Annotated in this window: 16 protein-coding genes and 1 riboswitch; of the genes, 11 read left to right on the top strand and 5 right to left on the bottom strand. The window is 71.8% G+C overall.

Translation table 11 applies throughout. The features are described from left to right. Positions 1-19 precede the first annotated feature (19 nt). Both HET64_RS23685 and HET64_RS23680 read right to left on the bottom strand, forming a co-directional pair. Entirely contained in the window at positions 20-1,381 is a 1,362-nt protein-coding gene (locus tag HET64_RS23685; RefSeq protein WP_215108704.1) for a uracil-xanthine permease family protein, read from the bottom strand. Positions 1,382-1,570: 189 nt separating this feature from the next. After that, complete coding sequence (locus HET64_RS23680) at positions 1,571-2,800, bottom strand: MFS transporter (RefSeq protein ID WP_215108702.1); 1,230 nt, start codon at positions 2,798-2,800, stop codon at positions 1,571-1,573. A 158-nt stretch (positions 2,801-2,958) separates the two neighbouring features. Here HET64_RS23680 and HET64_RS23675 point away from each other — a divergent pair, with 158 nt between their 5' ends. Beyond that, positions 2,959-4,149: an ROK family transcriptional regulator gene (locus HET64_RS23675; RefSeq protein WP_215108700.1), complete on the top strand. Its 1,191-nt coding sequence runs from the start codon at positions 2,959-2,961 to the stop codon at positions 4,147-4,149. Positions 4,150-4,192: 43 nt separating this feature from the next. Here the strand turns inward: HET64_RS23675 and HET64_RS23670 are convergent, their stop codons facing one another. Together HET64_RS23670 and HET64_RS23665 are read right to left on the bottom strand one after the other, a co-directional pair. Beyond that, positions 4,193-4,939, bottom strand: coding sequence for an SDR family oxidoreductase (locus tag HET64_RS23670; protein WP_215108698.1), 747 nt, complete (start codon positions 4,937-4,939; stop codon positions 4,193-4,195). Positions 4,940-5,115: 176 nt separating this feature from the next. Beyond that, a complete protein-coding gene (locus HET64_RS23665; protein WP_215108696.1) occupies positions 5,116-7,479 on the bottom strand; it encodes a chitinase C-terminal domain-containing protein in 2,364 nt (787 codons plus the stop codon). 312 nt (positions 7,480-7,791) lie between these two features. Then, positions 7,792-7,922, top strand: a riboswitch (FMN riboswitch). Between the two features lie 173 nt (positions 7,923-8,095). Here HET64_RS23665 and ribD point away from each other — a divergent pair. From ribD to HET64_RS23615, 10 genes are all read left to right on the top strand, one after another. Then, on the top strand, positions 8,096-9,196 hold the full coding sequence (gene ribD / locus HET64_RS23660; protein ID WP_215108694.1) for a bifunctional diaminohydroxyphosphoribosylaminopyrimidine deaminase/5-amino-6-(5-phosphoribosylamino)uracil reductase RibD: 1,101 nt from the start codon (positions 8,096-8,098) through the stop codon (positions 9,194-9,196). Continuing rightward, entirely contained in the window at positions 9,197-9,805 is a 609-nt protein-coding gene (locus tag HET64_RS23655; protein WP_215108692.1) for a riboflavin synthase, read from the top strand. Beyond that, the gene (locus HET64_RS23650) at positions 9,802-10,446 is read left to right on the top strand and encodes a nicotinamide mononucleotide transporter family protein (RefSeq protein WP_215108691.1); all 645 of its coding nucleotides are present in this window, start codon (positions 9,802-9,804) and stop codon (positions 10,444-10,446) included. Before HET64_RS23655 ends, HET64_RS23650 begins: the two co-directional genes overlap by 4 nt. Beyond that, positions 10,443-11,741 (top strand): bifunctional 3,4-dihydroxy-2-butanone-4-phosphate synthase/GTP cyclohydrolase II, encoded by a 1,299-nt coding sequence (locus HET64_RS23645; protein WP_215108689.1) that lies wholly within the window; start codon positions 10,443-10,445, stop codon positions 11,739-11,741. The genes HET64_RS23650 and HET64_RS23645 overlap by 4 nt, the downstream gene beginning before the upstream one ends. Positions 11,742-11,782: 41 nt before the next feature. Continuing rightward, a complete protein-coding gene (gene ribH, locus HET64_RS23640) occupies positions 11,783-12,268 on the top strand; it encodes a 6,7-dimethyl-8-ribityllumazine synthase (protein ID WP_215108687.1) in 486 nt (161 codons plus the stop codon). Positions 12,269-12,303: 35 nt separating this feature from the next. Then, positions 12,304-12,576: a phosphoribosyl-ATP diphosphatase gene (locus tag HET64_RS23635; protein WP_015607321.1), complete on the top strand. Its 273-nt coding sequence runs from the start codon at positions 12,304-12,306 to the stop codon at positions 12,574-12,576. A 91-nt stretch (positions 12,577-12,667) separates the two neighbouring features. Beyond that, the gene (gene hisG / locus HET64_RS23630; RefSeq protein WP_215108685.1) at positions 12,668-13,516 is read left to right on the top strand and encodes an ATP phosphoribosyltransferase; all 849 of its coding nucleotides are present in this window, start codon (positions 12,668-12,670) and stop codon (positions 13,514-13,516) included. Between the two features lie 115 nt (positions 13,517-13,631). Then, positions 13,632-14,102 (top strand): PH domain-containing protein, encoded by a 471-nt coding sequence (locus HET64_RS23625; protein ID WP_215108683.1) that lies wholly within the window; start codon positions 13,632-13,634, stop codon positions 14,100-14,102. A gap of 230 nt (positions 14,103-14,332) precedes the next feature. After that, the gene (locus HET64_RS23620) at positions 14,333-15,691 is read left to right on the top strand and encodes a hemolysin family protein (protein WP_215108681.1); all 1,359 of its coding nucleotides are present in this window, start codon (positions 14,333-14,335) and stop codon (positions 15,689-15,691) included. After that, positions 15,688-16,794 carry a hemolysin family protein gene (locus HET64_RS23615; protein ID WP_215108679.1) on the top strand — a complete coding sequence of 369 codons (1,107 nt, stop codon included), beginning with the start codon at positions 15,688-15,690 and terminating at the stop codon, positions 16,792-16,794. Before HET64_RS23620 ends, HET64_RS23615 begins: the two co-directional genes overlap by 4 nt. A gap of 38 nt (positions 16,795-16,832) precedes the next feature. On the opposite strand, the gene HET64_RS23610 is transcribed toward HET64_RS23615, so the two are convergent. Further along, the coding region (locus HET64_RS23610; protein WP_215108677.1) for an AAA family ATPase at positions 16,833-17,787 on the bottom strand (955 nt) is incomplete at its 5' end.

Raw genomic sequence — 17,787 nt, 5'->3', positions numbered from 1 at the left:
TTCCGAAGCTTACACTCGACTAGTCGTCGGCAGCGTCAGATGTGTATAAGAGCCAGCCCTTCATATGGGCGGGCGCCATCACACGCAGGGCGTGGTAGCCGGTGATCACGACGATCGTGCCGAGGGCGATGCCGCCCAGTTCGAAGTTGTCTGTGATCTTCAGGCTCACCCCGCCGACGCCGATGATGATGCCCGCGGCCGCCGGGACGAGGTTGAGCGGATTACGCAGGTCCACCCGGCCGTTCAGCCAGATCTGCGCACCGAGCAGGCCGATCATCCCGTACAGGATCACGGTGATCCCGCCCAGGACCCCGCCCGGGATCGCGGCGACGACCGCGCCGAACTTGGGGCACAGACCGAACAGCAGCGCGAAGCAGGCCGCCGCCCAGTACGCGGCGGTGGAGTAGACGCGGGTCGCGGCCATCACGCCGATGTTCTCGGAGTAGGTGGTGTTGGGCGGCCCGCCCACGGCGGTGGAGAGCATCGACGCGGCGCCGTCCGCCGCGATGGCGGTGCCGAGCTTGTCGTCCAGGGAGTCGCCGGTCATCTCGCCCACGGCCTTCACATGCCCGGCGTTCTCCGCGATCAGGGCGATCACCACGGGCAGCGCCACCAGGATCGCGGACAGCTCGAAGCTCGGTGCGTGGAAGGACGGCAGCCCGATCCAGTCGGCCGAGCCGACGGCGGACAGGTCGAGGCGCCAGTGGTCGGTGGCAGCACCACCGGCCACCGGCGAGTGGATCTTGCCGAACGTCAGGTCGAGGACCCAGGACAGCACGTATCCGAAGATCAGCCCCAGGAAGATCGCGATCCGGGAGAGGAAGCCGCGCAGGCACACCACGGCGAGGCCGGTGAACAGCATCACCGCCAGTGCCGTCCACTGGTCCTGCGGCCAGTACGTCGACGCGGTCACCGGAGCCAGGTTGAAGCCGATCAGCATCACCACCGCGCCCGTCACCACCGGCGGCATCGCCGCGTGGATGATCCGCGCGCCGAACCGCTGCACGGCGAGACCCACGAGGAACAGGGCCACCGCGACCACGAAGACCGCGCCCGTGATGGTGGCGGCGTCGCCTCCGCTCGCCCGGATCGTGGCCGCGACGCCGACGAACGAGAGCGAACAGCCCAGATAGCTGGGCACCCGGCCCTTCGTCGCCAGCAGGAAGATCACGGTCGCGACGCCGGACATCATGATCGCGAGGTTCGGGTCGAGGCCCATCAGGACCGGAGCGACGAACGACGCCCCGAACATCGCCACCACGTGCTGTGCGCCGAGTCCGAACGTACGGGGCCAGGAGAGCCGCTCGTCGGGGCGGACCACCGCCCCGGGCGCCGGTGTCTTCCCGTCGCCGTGCAAGGTCCAGCGCACGCCGAGGCTCATGGATGCTCCCTGAAGGTCTGCTCGGTGTGCCGGCCGGTCTGCGACCCGGTCTTCGGTGTTCACCTGCGGAAAAGATCAGCGCCATGGTAGTGGTGCGCCGAGCGGCGGCCACGCGGAGGTCTCCCGCCGCGCGCCGCCGTACCGTGTCCCGGGCCGCCGCACCCGTGCGCACCGCCGCCCGGTCCCGTATCAGCTCCCGGTCGCGCTCTTCGTCGTCGTACCGCTTCCGGCCGCCGAGCCGGTGACCTTCCGGTCGGCCGACCGCAGCACCCCGGCGCCCAGCACCAGGCCGAAGGCCAGCACCGTCACCACGCCGAACGACACCACCAGGGAGGTGGCCTCGGCCAGCGAGCCGATCGCGGAGGGGGCGATCAGGCTGGAGGTGTACGTGATGGTGGCGACGCCCGCGATGGCCTGACTCGGGTTCGGCCCGCTGCGCCCGGCCGCCGCGAAGGCCAGCGGGACCACGACCGCCACACCGAGGCCCAGCAGCGCGAAGCCGGACATCGCGGCGGCGGGAGAGGGCGAGAACACGACCAGCAGCCCGCCCGCGGTGGCCATCAGCCCGCCGGTCCGCACCGTACGGACCGCGCCGAACCGGTCGACGATCCGGTCCCCGGCGATCCGGGCCAGGGCCATCGTCAGGGTGAACGCCGTGGTGGACGCGGCGGCGAGACCGTCCGAGCTGTCCAGCACATCCCGCAGATAGACCGCCGACCAGTCCAGGCTCGCGCCCTCCGCGAACACCGCGCAGAACCCGATCGCCCCGATGATCAGGGCCGACTTCGGCGGCAGCGTGAAACGCGGCGGCGGCTCCTCGTCCGGGCGGCTCTGGAGATCGAGGACGCCCCGGCAGGCGATCAGCCCCGCAGCCGTGAGCACCAGGGCGGCGATGGCGTGGTGGAGCCGGGCGTCGGTCGCGGTGTGCGCGGCGACGGTGCCCGCCGCCGAACCGATCAGCGCGCCCACGCTCCACATGCCGTGCAGGCCCGACATGATCGACTTGTCGAGACGGTTCTCCACCTCGATGCCCAGGGCGTTCATCGCCACGTCGGACATCCCGGCGGTCGCCCCGTAGACGAACAGCGCCGCGCACAGGGTCACCAGGCTCGGTGCGAGCGCGGGCAGGATCAGCGCCAGCGTCCACAGCGCCAGCAGCCCCCGCAGGGCGGTCCGCGCGCCGAACCGGTGGCTGATCCGGCCGGCGAGCGGCATCGCGATCGACGCGCCGATCGCCGGGAAGGCCAGCGCCAGACCGAGCTGGCCCGCGCTCACTCCGGCGTGGTCCTGGATCCACGGCACCCGGGTCGCGAAACTGCCGGTCACCGCCCCGTGGACGGTGAAGACCGCGGCGATGGCGATCCGCGCCCGCTTCACCTGCTCCGTGCTGTAGACCGTGACGGTCGGGTCGTCTCTCATGCCGTCGTGTCCCTCCCCTGGGAATCCTCGGATGCCGGCGGTCCCGGCGCCCCCGTGCGACGATGCGGGCCGTAAACTATCAGGAACCCTGCCTGATAAATAGTCGTTACTTCGCGGCCCCGGAAAGCGGCGGGGCGGTGATCTGGAAGGATCCCGGTATGCCCGCATCACCGAGCACGGCTCGGGCCATCAACGACCGGCTCGCCCTGCGGCTGCTCCAGCAGGACGGCCCGCTGACGGCCACCCAGCTCAAGACGTCGACCGGACTGTCCCGCCCGACCGTCGCCGACCTCGTCGAACGGCTTCAGGGGGCCGGGCTGATCCAGGTCGTGGGCGAGTCCGGGGCCGTCCGCCGCGGACCCAACGCCAAGCTGTACGGGATCGTCGCCGACCGGGCCCATCTCGCGGCGCTCGACGTGCGGCTCGGAAGCGTCAGCGTGGTCGTCACCGACCTGCTGGGGGCCACGCTCGCCGAGGGCTCCCTGCCCATCGGCAGCGACACCGGTACCGAACCGGCCGTCGAGCGGGCCGCCGCCCTGCTGGAGCGCACCGCCCGCGCGGCCGGGTCCGTCCCGCTGCACAGCGTCGGGGTCGGAGCACCGGGGCTGATCGACCCCGGCACCGGCGAACTGCGCGACAGTACCGGCCTGCCCGCCTGGCACCGGGGCCTGGTCCGGGAGCTCCAGCGGCGGCTCCCCGCCGCCGTCCTGGTGGAGAACGAGACCAACCTCGCGGCCGTCGCGGAACACCGGTTTGGCGCCGCCCGCGAGCGGGAGACCTTCGTCCTGCTCTGGCTCGGCCAGGGGATCGGGGCCGCCGTCATGCTGGACGGCAAGCTGCGTCAGGGTGCGTCCGGCGGCGCGGGCGAGATCGGGTTCCTCCCCGTACCCGGAGTGAGCGGGCTGCCCTCGTCGGTCAACTGCGAGGGCGGCTTCCACTCTCTGGCCGGCTCCGCGGCGCTGTGCGAACTCGCCGCCGCGCACGGCCTCGTGGATCCCGGCGCGGTGACCGACGGCCGGGAGGAGGCGGCGGCCGTGGCCGCGGTGCGGACCGCCCTGGGAGCGGGGGAGGCGGGCGAGCCCTTCCTGAAGGAGCTGGCGGACCGCCTCGCGCTCGGCGCAGCCGCCGTCGTCTCGGTGCTCGACCCCGGCTGCGTCCTGCTCGCCGGGGCCGTCGGACACGCGGGCGGGGCCGCGCTCGCCGCCCGGGTCGAGGAGCGGCTGGCCGCGATGTCACCCCTGCGGACCGAGGTCCGTGCCGGTTCGCTGGGCGACGGGGCCGTGCTGCGCGGTGCGCTGATCACCGCCCGGGACGCGGCGCAGGACGCGCTGTTCGCGCCGGAGGGCTGACCGGCCGGCCACAGCCGCGCACGCGCCGGCGGACCGGTCCGGCTCAGGCCGGGTGGCGGTGGCGGCGGTCGAGGAACTCCTCGAACGTCACGGTCCCCGTGGCGTTCCCGGGCGCCAGGTGGTCGCCGTGCCGGTAGCCCGCGTACGCCTTGCCCGCCAGCCGGACCGGTACCACCCGCCGCTTGCGTCCGGTGGCCCGCAGGAACGTCCCGGCCAGGTCCGTGAACCCGCGGACCTCGGGGCCGCCCAGGTCGGGCACCCGGCCCGCCGGCCCGCCCAGCGCCAGGGCCGCCAGCCGGTCGGCGACCTCGCCGCTGTCGACCGGCTGGACCCGGACACCGGAGGGCACCGGCAGCACGGGCAGCTTCGCCGCGCCGGACAGGATGCGCAGGACCAGGTCGTGGAACTGCGTGGTCCGCAGGATCGTCGAGCCGAGCCCGGAGTCCTCGATCATCCGCTCGACCCGGTGCTTGAGCGTGTAGTAGCCCAGCGGCAGCCGGTCCACGCCGACGATCGAGATGTAGAGGAGATGCGGCGTCCCGGCCCGCCTCGCCGCGTCGATGAGATACCCCGCCGCCAGATCGTCGCCACCGCGCGGGGCCGAGGCGCAGTGGACGATCACGTCCGCCCCCTCGACCGCCGCGTCCAGCCCCTTGCCGTCGCGCAGATCGACGGCGTACGAGGGGGAGCGGCGGCTGAGACCGCGGACGTCGGCCCCTTCGGTGCGCAGCCGCTCCGCGACCTGCCGGCCGAGGGTTCCGGTGGCGCCGGTGACCAGAATCGTCGTCATGCTGCCAGCCTGCCAGAACGGGGTCCGGCCCGCCGGAAAGCGACCGGGACCGGTCGACGGCCCCGGCAACGCCCCCGGCCCCGGCGGTGGACGCCGGGGCCGGGGACGACGGGGCCGGTCGCCCGGTGGTGGACGGAGGGGTGGAGCCGCTCACCACCGGGCGGTCGGAGAAGGGTTCAGCAGGCGCCGAGGTCCTTCCAGGCACCCCACTGGCCGGCGGATCCGGGCGTCTCGCCCTTCGTCCACCACGAGGCCTTCCACTGGTGGCCGCCGTGGCTGACGGTGGAGCCGCCGCCGTACTCGGTGGCCGCGTTCCAGGCCGCGGCCGAGCAGTTGCCGCCCGGCTGCGTCGGGGTCGGGGTCGGCGTCGGGCCGGTCGGGTCCGGCGTCGGGGTCGGCGTGGGGTTGGTCCCGGTGCCGGGCTCGACCACGGTGGTGCCCCGGGCCAGGTCACCCATGAGGGAGTAGGACTTCCCGCCGAAGGTCACGGTCCAGTTCGACGGCGTGGAGGTCGGCAGGTAGTAGACGAAGTCCAGCTCCACCGAGGCGCCGGGGGCCAGCGTCTGCCAGGCCGGGAGCTTCAGTGAGACCCGGTTGTAGGGGCCCTTGAGCCCGCCGATGTTGTTGGCGGCCGTGTGGTCGCTGCGGAGGATCGACGTACCGAAGCCGGACTGGTCCTTGGCGTTGGCCGGGGCGGAGGTGGAGTAGTCGAACTGGAACTCCGTGCCGCCGGGCAGCGTGGCCTGGGTCCGGTTGGTGATCTTCAGCTTCGGGCTGATTGGGTAGTTGGAGTCACCGAGCGCGAACTGGTTGAAGGAGACATCGATGTTGACGGCCTCGGTGGGCAGGGTGACCGTGGAGCGCTTCGCACCGTACGGGGCCGCCGACTTGAAGGCGTCGTACATCGCGGTGGTGAGCGTGTCGCCGGTCTCGTACTGGCCCTTCGCCGCGTTCCACTGGTAGTCGCCCGCCAGCTCCCAGATCATCGTGCCGCCGATGCCCTTGTCCACGACGTAGTCGGCCTTGGCCTTCACCGACTGTTCGTCCTCGGTGGAGAGGAACACCTTCTTCTGGGCGTTCCACAGCCACGGGGCGACCAGCGTGGAGTCGTACTTGCGGACGTAGGCGCCGGTCAGCTGGGTGTTCGCGGGGAAGCCGTAGTCGGTGACGTAGTCGCCGACGATGCCCTTCTCCAGGTTCTTCGCGTGCCACATCGGGTTGGAACCGGCAGGCGATTCCTTGCCGTTGTCGTCCTTGTCGTGCCACAGGTTGTCGATGCCGACCGCGCCGTCACCGCACTTGGTCAGACCCGCGCCCGCCGGGCAGGCGGTCGTGGCAGCCTTGCCCCACAGGCCGTCGGTGCCGCCCTGCACGTTCTTGAAGCCGCGGGTGTAGTACGGCAGGCCGATGTTGATGCGGCCGGCCGGCATCGAGCCGCGGAAGTAGTGGTAGGCCCAGTCGGTGTTGAGGTAGCCGACCCCGCCGTACTGCGATGTGGTGTAGACACCCGCCTGTGCCAGCTCGTTGTCCTTGCCGTCGTCGAACAGCTGGGCGTTCGGGCCGACGTACTCGTTCCAGGCGCCGTGCAGGTCGTAGGACATGATGTTGACGTAGTCCAGGTACTTCTGCATCTGGTACGTCTCCATGCCCCGCAGCAGGTAGCCGGAGGACGGGGCGGCGACGGTCAGGAGGTAGTGCTTGCCGTCGGCGGCGCCCGCGCGGTCCAGCTTCTCGCGCAGGGTCTTCATCAGGGCGTCGTAGCCCTTCACCAGGCCCGCGCGGCGGCCGTTGGCCAGCGTGTGGTCCATGGGGTTGCCCGCGTCCTTCATGGACGTCGCGTACTCGTAGTCGATGTCGACGCCGTTGAAGCCGTACTTCTTGATGAAGGTGACGGCCGAGTCGGCGAAGGTGTTGATGCCGGTCTGGTTGACCGAGCCGTCGGCGTTGGTGGCCATCGAGTAGAAGCCGCCGGAGTTGACGCGCTTGCCGTCCGGGCCGAAGTAGCCACCGGTCTCGGCCCAGCCGCCCACGGAGACCAGGGTCTTCACGTCGGGGTGCTGCTTCTTGTACTTGGTCAGCAGGTTGAAGTGGCCTTTGTACGGGAGCGTCGGGTCCATCTCGGCGCCTGCGACACCGGGCCAGGTCATCCCGGTGGAGGCGTTGTCGGCGCTGTCGGGGCCGACCGAGAGCTTGTTGGAGCCGTCGACGTGCGCGAAGGCGTAGTTGAGGTGCGTGACCTTGTCCCAGGGGATGTCGGGGACCAGGTAGGCGTCCTTGCCGTCCTTGCCGGTACGCCAGTTGGTGAAGTAGCCGATGACGCGGCGCTTGTGGTCGGCGCCCATCTTCTCGCGTCCCTCACCGTCGTAGACGGTGCAGTACGGGGTGTCGACGCCGGGGGTCTTGTACAGCCCGTCGGGGCGACAGGACTCGTGGTCGGTGGCGGCGGCCGACGGGGTGGCGGCGAGGGAGGTCATCAGCAGGCCGGCGACAGCGGCGCCGGCGGCGAGGAGCGTGGCTCTCGCTCGGGTGGGGGACAGCATGTGGTCGTTCCTCCTGGGGAGGTCGGCAGAACACAACTGGCAAAGGGGGGTGGGTCGTGTCGGGGTCCTGGTGTGCGCACACCGCCGGACCGAACCTCGGAGGTGACGCAGAGATTAAGAGGACTAGACCAGTGCGTCAATAGGTCTGGACCTTTAAGCGTCAACTTTCCCGATGGCTTCCCTGTGACCCCCCGTTGACTACGTTGTCGACTTCTCGCCGACGGAAACGCGCCAGGTTTCCTGTGACCCAGCCCACACTGCTCACTCGCATGGCCGTGAGGCGTCCGTGGCAGACTGGTTCCGTACCAGTAGCAGCGCACTCCGGGGTCGGTGCAATTCCGAACCGGCGGTTATAGTCCGCGACCCGTCCGCAGCCAGCGGCCGGTTGACCAGGTGAGATTCCTGGACCGACGGTGAAAGTCCGGATGGGAGGCAGTGCGCGGCGGGTTGTCATCGGTACGCCGCCGTCGGCGGACGCATGGCCGGGATTCTCCCGTGACGCCGTGCGTTCCTGGCGTTCCCGTTCTCGGGTTTTCGGCGTTTCCGCTGGTGAGCCGCTCTATCTGTCGTCATCGACAGGCCCCGGAGTCCGTGCCCGAAGAGGCAGGAGGACCCGGTGGACACCGCAGCCGACATCACCGCCATGCGCCGAGCGATCACGCTCGCGGCGCGCGGTCTCGGCTCCACCAGCCCCAATCCGGTCGTCGGCTGTGTGATCACCGACGCCGCCGGAGCCGTCGCCGGCGAAGGCTTCCACCAGCGCGCCGGAGGGCCGCACGCCGAGGTCCACGCCCTGCGCGCGGCCGGCGGGCGGGCCCGCGGCGGCACTGCCTACGTCACCCTCGAACCCTGCGACCACACCGGGCGCACCGGCCCCTGCTCCCAGGCCCTCCTGGCCGCCGGGATCAGCCGCGTCGTGTACGCGGTCGCCGACCCGAACCCGGGGGCGGCCGGCGGCGGCGACACCCTGCGCCACGCCGGGGTCCGGGCCGAGCAGGGCCTCCTCGCGGAGGAGGCCGGGGCGGGCAACGCCGCCTGGCTGACCTCGGTGCGCCGGGGGCGGCCGTACGTCCTGTGGAAGTACGCCGCCACCCTCGACGGCCGGATCGCCGCCGCCGACGCCACCAGCCGCTGGATCACCTCGCCCGAGGCCCGCGCCGACGTCCACCGGCTGCGCGCCGAGGCCGACGCCGTGCTCGTCGGCTCCGGCACCGCCCGCACCGACGACCCCCAGCTGGCGGTACGCGGCATCGACGGCGTCACCCAGCCGCTGCGGGTCGTCCTCGACACGGACGCCACCGCCGTCAAGCCCGGCGCCCGGATCCTGGACGACACCGCGCCCACCCTCATCGCCGTCGCCGACGACGCCCCGGCCGGTCACCTTCCCGAGGCCGCCGTCCTGCGCCTGCCCCGTGCCGCCGCCGGACCCGGCCTCGACCTCGACGCCCTCCTCGGGGCCCTGCACGGGCGCGGCGTCCTCTCCGTACTCCTCGAAGGCGGCCCCACCCTCGCCGGCGCGTTCGTCGCCGCGGGAAAGGTCGACAAGGTCGTCGGCTATCTCGCCCCGGTGCTCCTCGGTGCCGGCCCCGCCGCCCTCGCCGACGCCGGAATCTCCACGATCGCCGAGGCGTTGCGCCTCGATGTGACCGAGACCGTGCCGATCGGCCCCGATCTGCGCATCACCGCCGTCCCCGCCCCTGCTCGGAAGGGAAACTGAGTGTTCACCGGAATTGTCGAAGAACTGGGTGAGGTCACCGCCGTCGAGCAGCTGGCGGACGCCTCCCGCTTCCGGCTGCGCGGCCCCGTGGTCACCGAGGGCGCCAAGCACGGCGACTCCATCGCGGTGAACGGCGTCTGCCTCACCGTCGTGGACACCGCCGACGGCGAGTTCACCGCCGACGTGATGGCCGAGACGCTGAAGCGCTCCAGCCTCGGCGCGCTCACCACCGGCTCCCGGGTCAACCTGGAGCGCCCGATGGCGCTCGGCGGCCGGCTCGGCGGGCACCTCGTCCAGGGCCATGTGGACGGCACCGGCACCATCGTCGAGCGCACCCCCTCCGAGCACTGGGAGCTCGTCAAGGTATCCCTGCCGCCCGAGCTGACCCGGTACGTCGTGGAGAAGGGCTCCATCACCGTCGACGGCGTGAGCCTCACCGTCGTCGACGCGGCGGCCGACCACTTCACCATCAGCCTCATCCCCACCACCCTCGCCCTGACCACGCTCGGCCGCAAACAGCCCGGCGACCCGGTCAACCTGGAGGTGGACGTGCTGGCCAAGTACGTCGAGCGGCTGCTCGGCGACCGGGCCGGACAGGACCCGCGATGAACGCGGCGAACTGGCTCAACTCCGAGGCCTTCACCGTGTTCGGCCAGCACATCAAGTGGTCGGACATGATCGGCAACATCGTCGGCCTGATCGCCCTGGCCCTCGGCTGGCGGCGTTCGATCTGGACCTGGCCCGCCCAGCTCCTCTCCGGTGTGATCCTGCTCGTCGCCTTCGCCTCCGCGCACCTCTCCGGCAGCGCGGGCAAGCAGCTGGTCGTCATCGTCGTCGCCCTGTGGGGCTGGTGGTCCTGGAACCGCGGCCGCCAGCGGGCCCAGGACGGCTCCATAGCCGTCCGCTTCGCCACCTGGCGCGAGCGCGGCGTGCTGATCGGCGCCGCCGCTCTCGGCACCCTGGCCGTCGGCGGCCTGTTCACCGCCTTCCCGTCACTGTCCTGGGACCCCTGGCCGGACGCGTACATCTTCGTCGGCACCGTCGTCGCGATGTACGCCCAGGCCCGCGGCATGGTCGAGTTCTGGTTCGCCTGGCTCCTCGTCGACCTGGTCGGCGTCCCGCTGAACTTCGCCAACGGATTCGCCTTCTCCGGCTTCGTCTACGTCATTTACGGCGCCCTCGTCCTGTGGGGGATGCGCGACTGGTGGCTGCGTACGCGGACACCCGCTCTGGAAGGAGCCACGGCATGACTGCCCAGCCCACCTGGTTGCACCCCGGCCACGGACCGCTCCCCGAGAACCTCTCCCTGGACCCGGTCGAGCAGGCCGTCCGCGACATCGCCGCCGGCCGGCCCGTCGTCGTCGTGGACGACGAGGACCGCGAGAACGAGGGCGACCTCGTCATCGCGGCCGAGAAGGCCACCCCGGAGATCGTCGCCTTCATGATGAGCGAGTGCCGCGGTCTGATCTGCGCGCCCATGGAGAGCGACGAGCTGGAACGACTCGACCTCCCCCAGATGGTCGAGCACAACACCGAGTCGATGCGGACCGCGTTCACCGTCTCCGTCGACGCCTCCGCCGCGCACGGCGTCACCACCGGCATCTCCGCCGCCGACCGCGCCACCACCCTGCGCATGCTCGCGGGCGGCGTAGCCGGCCCCGGCGACTTCGTCCGGCCCGGCCACATCTTCCCGCTGCGCGCCCGCTCCGGCGGCGTCCTGGCCCGCAACGGCCACACCGAGGCCGCCGTCGACCTCGCCCGGCTCGCCGGGCTCCGCCCCGCCGGGGCCATCGTCGAGATCGCGGGCGAGGACGGCGTCATGCTCCGGCTGCCCGAGCTGATCCCCTTCGCCCGCAAGCACGGCCTGACGATCATCTCCATCGAGGACCTGATCGCCTACCGACGCAGCAACGAGCCGACCGTCCGCCGCGAGGCCGAGACCCGGCTGCCCACCGCGTTCGGCGACTTCACCGCGTACGGCTACCGCTCCAGCGTCGACGGCGTCGAACACGTCGCCCTGGTCCACGGCGACATCGGCGACGGCGAGGACGTCCTCGTCCGGATCCACTCCGAGTGCCTGACCGGCGACATCTTCCAGTCCCAGCGCTGCGACTGCGGCCCCCAGCTGCACGCCTCCATGCGGCGCGTCACCGAGCAGGGCCGGGGCGTCGTCGTCTATCTGCGCGGCCACGAGGGACGTGGCATCGGCCTGCTCTCCAAGCTGCGCGCGTACGAACTCCAGGAGCGCGGCGTGGACACCCTCGACGCCAACCTGGAGCTCGGCCTGCCCGCCGACGCCCGCGACTACGCGGCGGGCGCCCAGATCCTCGCGGACCTCGGCGTGCGCAGCCTGCGGCTGATGACCAACAACCCCGACAAGACCGCCGCCGTCGTCCGCCACGGCCTCGCCGTCACCGGCCGGGAACCCATGCCCGTCCAGGCCGGCGAGCACAACCTGCGCTACCTGCGCACCAAGCGTGACCGGATGGGCCATGACCTGCCCTGGCTGGACGGCGCCCCCGCGTCGACCTGCGCCAACCAGTGACGCGAACCACCGAACACCACGTAACCAGCATCAGGAGAGACATGAGCGGCAAGGGTGCACCCGAACTGTCCGTACGCAACTGCGGCGACCTGCGCGTGGCCGTGATCGCGGCCCAGTGGCACGAGAAGGTCATGGACGGACTCGTCGACGGCGCCCTGCGCGCCCTGCGCGAGCTGGGCATCGACGAGCCGACCCTCCTCCGCGTCCCGGGCAGCTTCGAGCTGCCCGTCGTCGCCAAGGTGCTCGCCGGACGCGGCTACGACGCGATCGTCGCCCTCGGCGTGATCATCCGGGGCGGCACCCCCCACTTCGAGTACGTCTCCCAGGGCGTCACCCTCGGCCTCACCCAGGTCACCGTCGACACCGGTGTTCCCGTCGGGTTCGGCGTACTGACCTGCGACACCGAGGAACAGGCGCTGGAGCGGGCCGGCCTCGAAGGCTCCAACGAGGACAAGGGGCACGAAGCGGTCACCGCCGCCGTGGCCACCGCGGCCACGCTGCGCACCGTCAGCGAACCCTGGCGCTGAGTGCCCTCCGGCGACCCCGTATTCTGAGGACCATCATGGCCAACAAAACCTTCGAAGAGCTCTTCACCGAGCTCCAGCTCAAGGCCGCCGAGGGCGACCCCGCGACCTCCCGCACCGCCGAACTGGTGGGCAAGGGCGTGCATGCCATCGGCAAGAAGGTCGTCGAGGAGGCCGCCGAGGTCTGGATGGCGGCCGAGTACGAGGGCAAGGAAGCCGCCGCCGAGGAGATCTCCCAGCTGCTGTACCACGTCCAGGTGATGATGGTCGCCCGCGGCATCTCGCTCGACGACGTCTACGCCCATCTCTGAGCCGACCTCAATGCCGCCGCCCGGGCCCGGCCCGGGCGGCACCACCGCGAAACCGCCCGCACACTCCCTCCGCACGAAGGAAGCCGACCTCATGCTGCGCATCGCCGTTCCCAACAAGGGTTCACTCTCCGGGCCTGCGATGGCGATGCTCCATGAGGCCGGCTACCAGCAGCGCAAGGAGTCGAAGGAACTGGTCCTGGTCGACCCGGCGAACGAGGTCGAGTTCTTCTACCTCCGCCCCCGCGACATCGCGATCTACGTCAGCTCCGGCAAGCTCGACATCGGCATCACCGGCCGCGACCTGCTGCTGGACTCCGCGGCCGACTCCGAGGAGATCCTCCAGCTCGGCTTCGCCCGCTCCACCTTCCGCTACGCCACCAAGCCCGGCACCGCGGCGGGCCCGCAGGACTTCGACGGCATGACGATCGCCACCTCCTACGAGGGCATCGTCGCCGCCCACCTCGCCGAGGCGGGCGTCAAGGCGTCCGTCGTCCACCTCGACGGCGCCGTCGAGACCGCCATCGAGCTCGGCGTCGCCCAGATCATCGCCGACGTGGTCGAGACCGGCACCAGCATGCGCAACGCCGGACTCGAAGTGATCGGCGAGCCGATCATGACCTCCGAGGCCGTCGTCATCCGCCGCAACGGCGCCCCCGCCGACGACCCCAAGGTGCAGCAGTTCCTCCGCCGCCTCCAGGGCGTCCTGGTCGCCCGGTCCTACGTGATGATGGACTACGACTGCCGCGTCGAGCACCTGGAGCGCGCCGTCGCCCTCACCCCGGGCCTGGAGTCGCCGACCATCTCCCCGCTGCACCACGAGGGCTGGGTCGCCGTACGCTCCATGGTCGCCGCCAAGGAGGCCCAGCGGATCATGGACGACCTGTACGAGCTCGGCGCCCGCGCCATCCTCACCACGGCCATCCACGCCTGCCGCCTCTAGGGGGTGTCTTGCCGATCACGCCGGGCTCGCGGGGTCTGGTGCCGCACCTCGCGGCGTTGTCGGCAAGACACCACCTAGCGTCCCGGCCCGCCCGCACCCCCCGAGAGAAGACCCGATGTCCGCGCCCAGGCCCGAACAGCCCACCCTGCCGGTCACCTTCCGGCCCACCCTCACCCGGGTGGTCCTGCTGAGCACGGGCCTGGCGATGTTCCTCGTCATCACCGTCATCGCCCTGATGCTGGAGCGGCTCAACCCGGGGGAGCGGATCACGTTCGTCTTCGTCGCGGCGCTCTTCTTCGGTGTCCTGGCCCTGCTCAGCAGGCCCAGGGTCACCGCCGACGACACCGGGGTCACCGTCGTCAACCTCACCCTGACCCGCAGGCTGGCGTGGGAGGAGATCCTCCGCGTCAACCTGCGCTCCGGCGACCCCTGGGTCTTCCTCGACCTCAGCGACGGAACGAGCCTGCCCGCCCTCGGTATCCAGCCCGGTCTGGCCAAGCAGCAGGCCATCCGCGACGCCCGCGCCCTGCGCTCCCTCGCCGAGTCGCACGGCTCCGGGACCGGCGACACCCCGGCCGGCGGCTGAGAGGCTGTCCGGGCCGAGGTCACCCGAAAGCCACTGAGCCCCTGCCCGGCGCGGGGCGTTCTTGTCTACTCTGGTGGGCGGCGGCGCCCCGCGCGCCCCGCCCCGCCCGTTCCACGGCCCCTTCCCGGGCCCGCGGGGCTTTCCCTGCCACCCAAGGAGTGACTCCCTCCAGCAATGGACGGATCGTCCGGTAGTACCTGCGCCGCCCCTTCCCCGGAGGCGGCGGCCTCATGACCACCCCCCTGCTGCTCCTCGGAGCGGCCTTTCTCCTCATCCTCGCCAACGGATTCTTCGTGGCAGCCGAATTCGGGCTCGTCACCGTGGAGAAGCCCGACGCCGAACGTGCCGCCGCCGAAGGCGACCGACGGGCCCGTACCGTCGTCGAAGCCCTGCGCGAACTCTCCTTCCAGCTCTCCGGCACCCAGCTCGGCATCACCATCACCTCCCTGGTGGTGGGCATGCTCGCCGAACCGGCCCTCGCCCAGCTGCTCGCCGGACCCCTCACCGCCGCCGGACTCCCCGCGGGGGCCGTCCCGGGCGTCGGCGTCGTCGTCGGCATGCTGCTGGCCTCGGCCGTGCAGATGGTCGTCGGCGAACTCGTCCCCAAGAACTGGGCGGTCTCCCGGCCGCTCCAGGTGGCCCGCTTCGTCGCCGGACCGCAGGCCCGCTTCGCCGCGCTCCTGCGACCGGTGATCACCCTCCTCAACGCCCTGGCCAACCGGCTGGTGCGGCTCCTGGGCGTCGAGCCCACCGACGAACTGGCCTCCGCCCGCACCCCGGGCGAGCTGGTCTCGCTGGCCCGGCACTCCGCCGAGGCCGGAGCACTCGAACAGGACACCGCCGACCTCTTCGTCCGGACCCTCTCGCTGGCCGGTCTCACCGCCCAGCACGTCATGACCCCCCGGGTGAAGGTCAGCGCCCTGCACTCCACCGCGACCGCCGCGGACGTCCTCAACCTCACCCGCGCCACCGGCCTCTCCCGCTTCCCGGTCTACCGGGACCGCATCGACGAGGTCATCGGCATGGTCCACCTCAAGGACGCCCTCGCCGTCCCCGCCCCCGAACGCCTGCGCACCCCGGCCGGACGGATCGCCGTCCCCCCGCTCCTGGTGCCCGGGACGCTGCCGGTGGAGGCGCTGCTGCGAAGGCTGCGCCACGAACAGCCGATAGCCGTGGTCGTCGACGAGTACGGCGGAACCGCCGGCGTCGTCACCCTGGAGGACATCATCGAGGAGCTCGTCGGCGAGGTCCGCGACGAGCACGACGCCGAGGGCGCGGGCCGCCCCGAGCTGACCGCCGTCCCCGGCGAGGACGGCCGCCCGGTGTGGGACGCCGAGGGCAGCTGCCGGGTGCACACCCTGCGCCGCAGCGGACTCGATGTGCCCGAGGGACCTTACGAGACCGTCGCCGGGCTCGTCGCCGGACTGCTGGGCCGCATCCCCGCCCCCGGCGACCGGGCCGAACTCCCCGGCTGGCGGATCTCCGTCCGCCAGGTCGGCCACAACCGCGCCGAACGGGTCCGGTTCACCCGGGTGCCCGACCCGCTGCCGGACCGGGTCGCACCGGCACTGCTGGAGGCCGCGCGATGAGCCTGCTCCAACTCCTCCTCGCCGCCCTCCTCGTCCTGGCGAACGGATTCTTCGTCGGCGCCGAGTTCGCCCTCGTCTCCGTACGCCGCAGCCAGATCGAACCGCTCGCCGCACAGGGCTCGGGCCGGGCCCGTACGGTCCTGCACGGGCTGGAGAACCTGCCGCAGATGATGGCCGCGGCCCAGTTCGGCATCACCGTCTGCTCCCTCACCCTCGGAGCCGTCGCCGAACCGACGCTCGCCCATCTCCTGGAGCCGCTCTTCCACGCGGCGCACGTCCCCGACGGGCTCGTCCACCCCCTCGGCTTCGCCCTCGCGCTCCTGTCGGTGGTCGTCCTGCACCTGGTCATCGGCGAGATGGTCCCGAAGAACCTCGCGATGGCGGCGCCCGAGCGGACCGCACTGTGGCTGAGCCCCGGTCTGGTCGCGTTCGCCCGGCTCTGCCGTCCGGTCACCACCGCGCTGGGCGCCTGCGCCGGGCTGGTGCTGCGGCTGTTCGGCGTCGAACCGAAGGACGAGGTGGAGGCCGTCTTCACCAGCGAGCAGCTCAACCGGCTCGTGGAGGACTCCGGACAGGCCGGCCTCCTCGGACCGGAGGCGGCGACACGTCTGGAGGACGCCCTCGAACTGGGCAGCAGGCCCGTCGCCGACGTCCTGCTGGAGCGGGCGTCCCTGGTCACGGTCGACCCGTCCGTGACCCCGCGCCGCATCGAGGAGCTCACGGTGCGCACCGGCTTCTCCCGCTTCCCGGTCTGCGCGGACGGCGGCGGCCCCTTCATGGGCTACCTCCACGTCAAGGACGTCCTGGAGCTGGAGGACGCCGACCGCGCGGTCCCGCAGCAGATCTGGCGCCCGATGGCGACCGTACGGGCCGAACTCCCGCTGGACGACGCCCTGACCGTGATGCGCCGGGCCGCGACGCACCTGGCGCAGGTCGCGGACGCCTCGGGCCGGATCCTCGGCCTGGTCGCCATGGAGGACGTCCTGGAGACGCTGGTGGGGGAGGTCCACGACCCGGCCCACCGGACGGTCTCGGTGCCCCGCCGCACGGTGGACGCGCCGAGGACGCCGGAGCTTCCGGCGCCCGGAGCCCTCGTGCACTGAGCTGACGCCGCGCCGGGCGTGACACCCCCGGCGCGGCGTCAGCCCGCGCCCGGCTCCTGCTTGCCCCGGCCCACCGGGCCGCGCCCCGACAGCACCTCGCCGTAGGCCTGCATCAGGTCCGCCAGCCGCAGCGTCGACAGGTCCTCCCGGGTCAGCTCGCCCGGATAACCGGAGAGCCGAAGATCACGGTAGGCGCAGCTCTTCTCGTACAGCGTCCGCAGGAAGCGGCCGTTGCCCAGCTCGTCGATCCAGCCCTGGTCCACCACATGGCCGCTGATGGAGCGCAGCTCGTCCACCGCCTCCTCGTCCCACACGTCGTCGTTCTCCGCGGCCAGCACGCTCCCGATCGCGGTGAGTTCGAGCGGCCGGTAGCTGGGGAAGTCGACCCGGCTGGTGAAGCGGGAGGAGAGCCCCGGGTTCGTGGCGAGCAGCCGGTCCATGCCCTCCGGGTAACCCGCGAGGATGACGACGAGGTGGTCCCGGTTGTCCTCGGCCCGCTTGAGGAGGACCTGGAGCGCCTCGTCGCCGTACGCGTCGCCCTTGCTGTAACCGGAGTTGGCCAGGCTGTACGCCTCGTCGACGAACAGCACCCCGCCCAGGGCCGAGTCGATCAGCTCATTGGCCTTCACTGCCGTCTGCCCCAGGAACTCCCCGACCAGATCGGACCGTTGAGCCTCGACCAGATGATCGCCTCCGAGGAGCCCGAGGGCGTAGAAGACCCGGCCCAGGATGCGCGCCACGGTGGTCTTGCCGGTGCCGGAGGGGCCGGAGAAGACGAAGTGACGCTTCGGTGGCTGGACGGGGAGGCCCTGCTCGGCCCGCAGCCGGGCCATGTTCAACTGCGCCGAGAGCGCCTTGACCTGCCGCTTGACCGGTTCGAGACCGACCATGCGCTCCAACTGCGCCAGCGCCTCGGCGAGCAGGGCGGGATCGCTGGGTCCGGCCGGGAAGGGCGGCGGCTTACGCGTCTTGGTCCGACGGGCGCCCACGACG

Source organism: Streptomyces sp. McG3 (genome assembly GCF_018619185.1).
In the GTDB taxonomy this organism is placed as follows: Bacteria; Actinomycetota; Actinomycetes; order Streptomycetales; family Streptomycetaceae; genus Streptomyces.
This window is presented reverse-complemented; position numbering and strand designations above follow the sequence as displayed.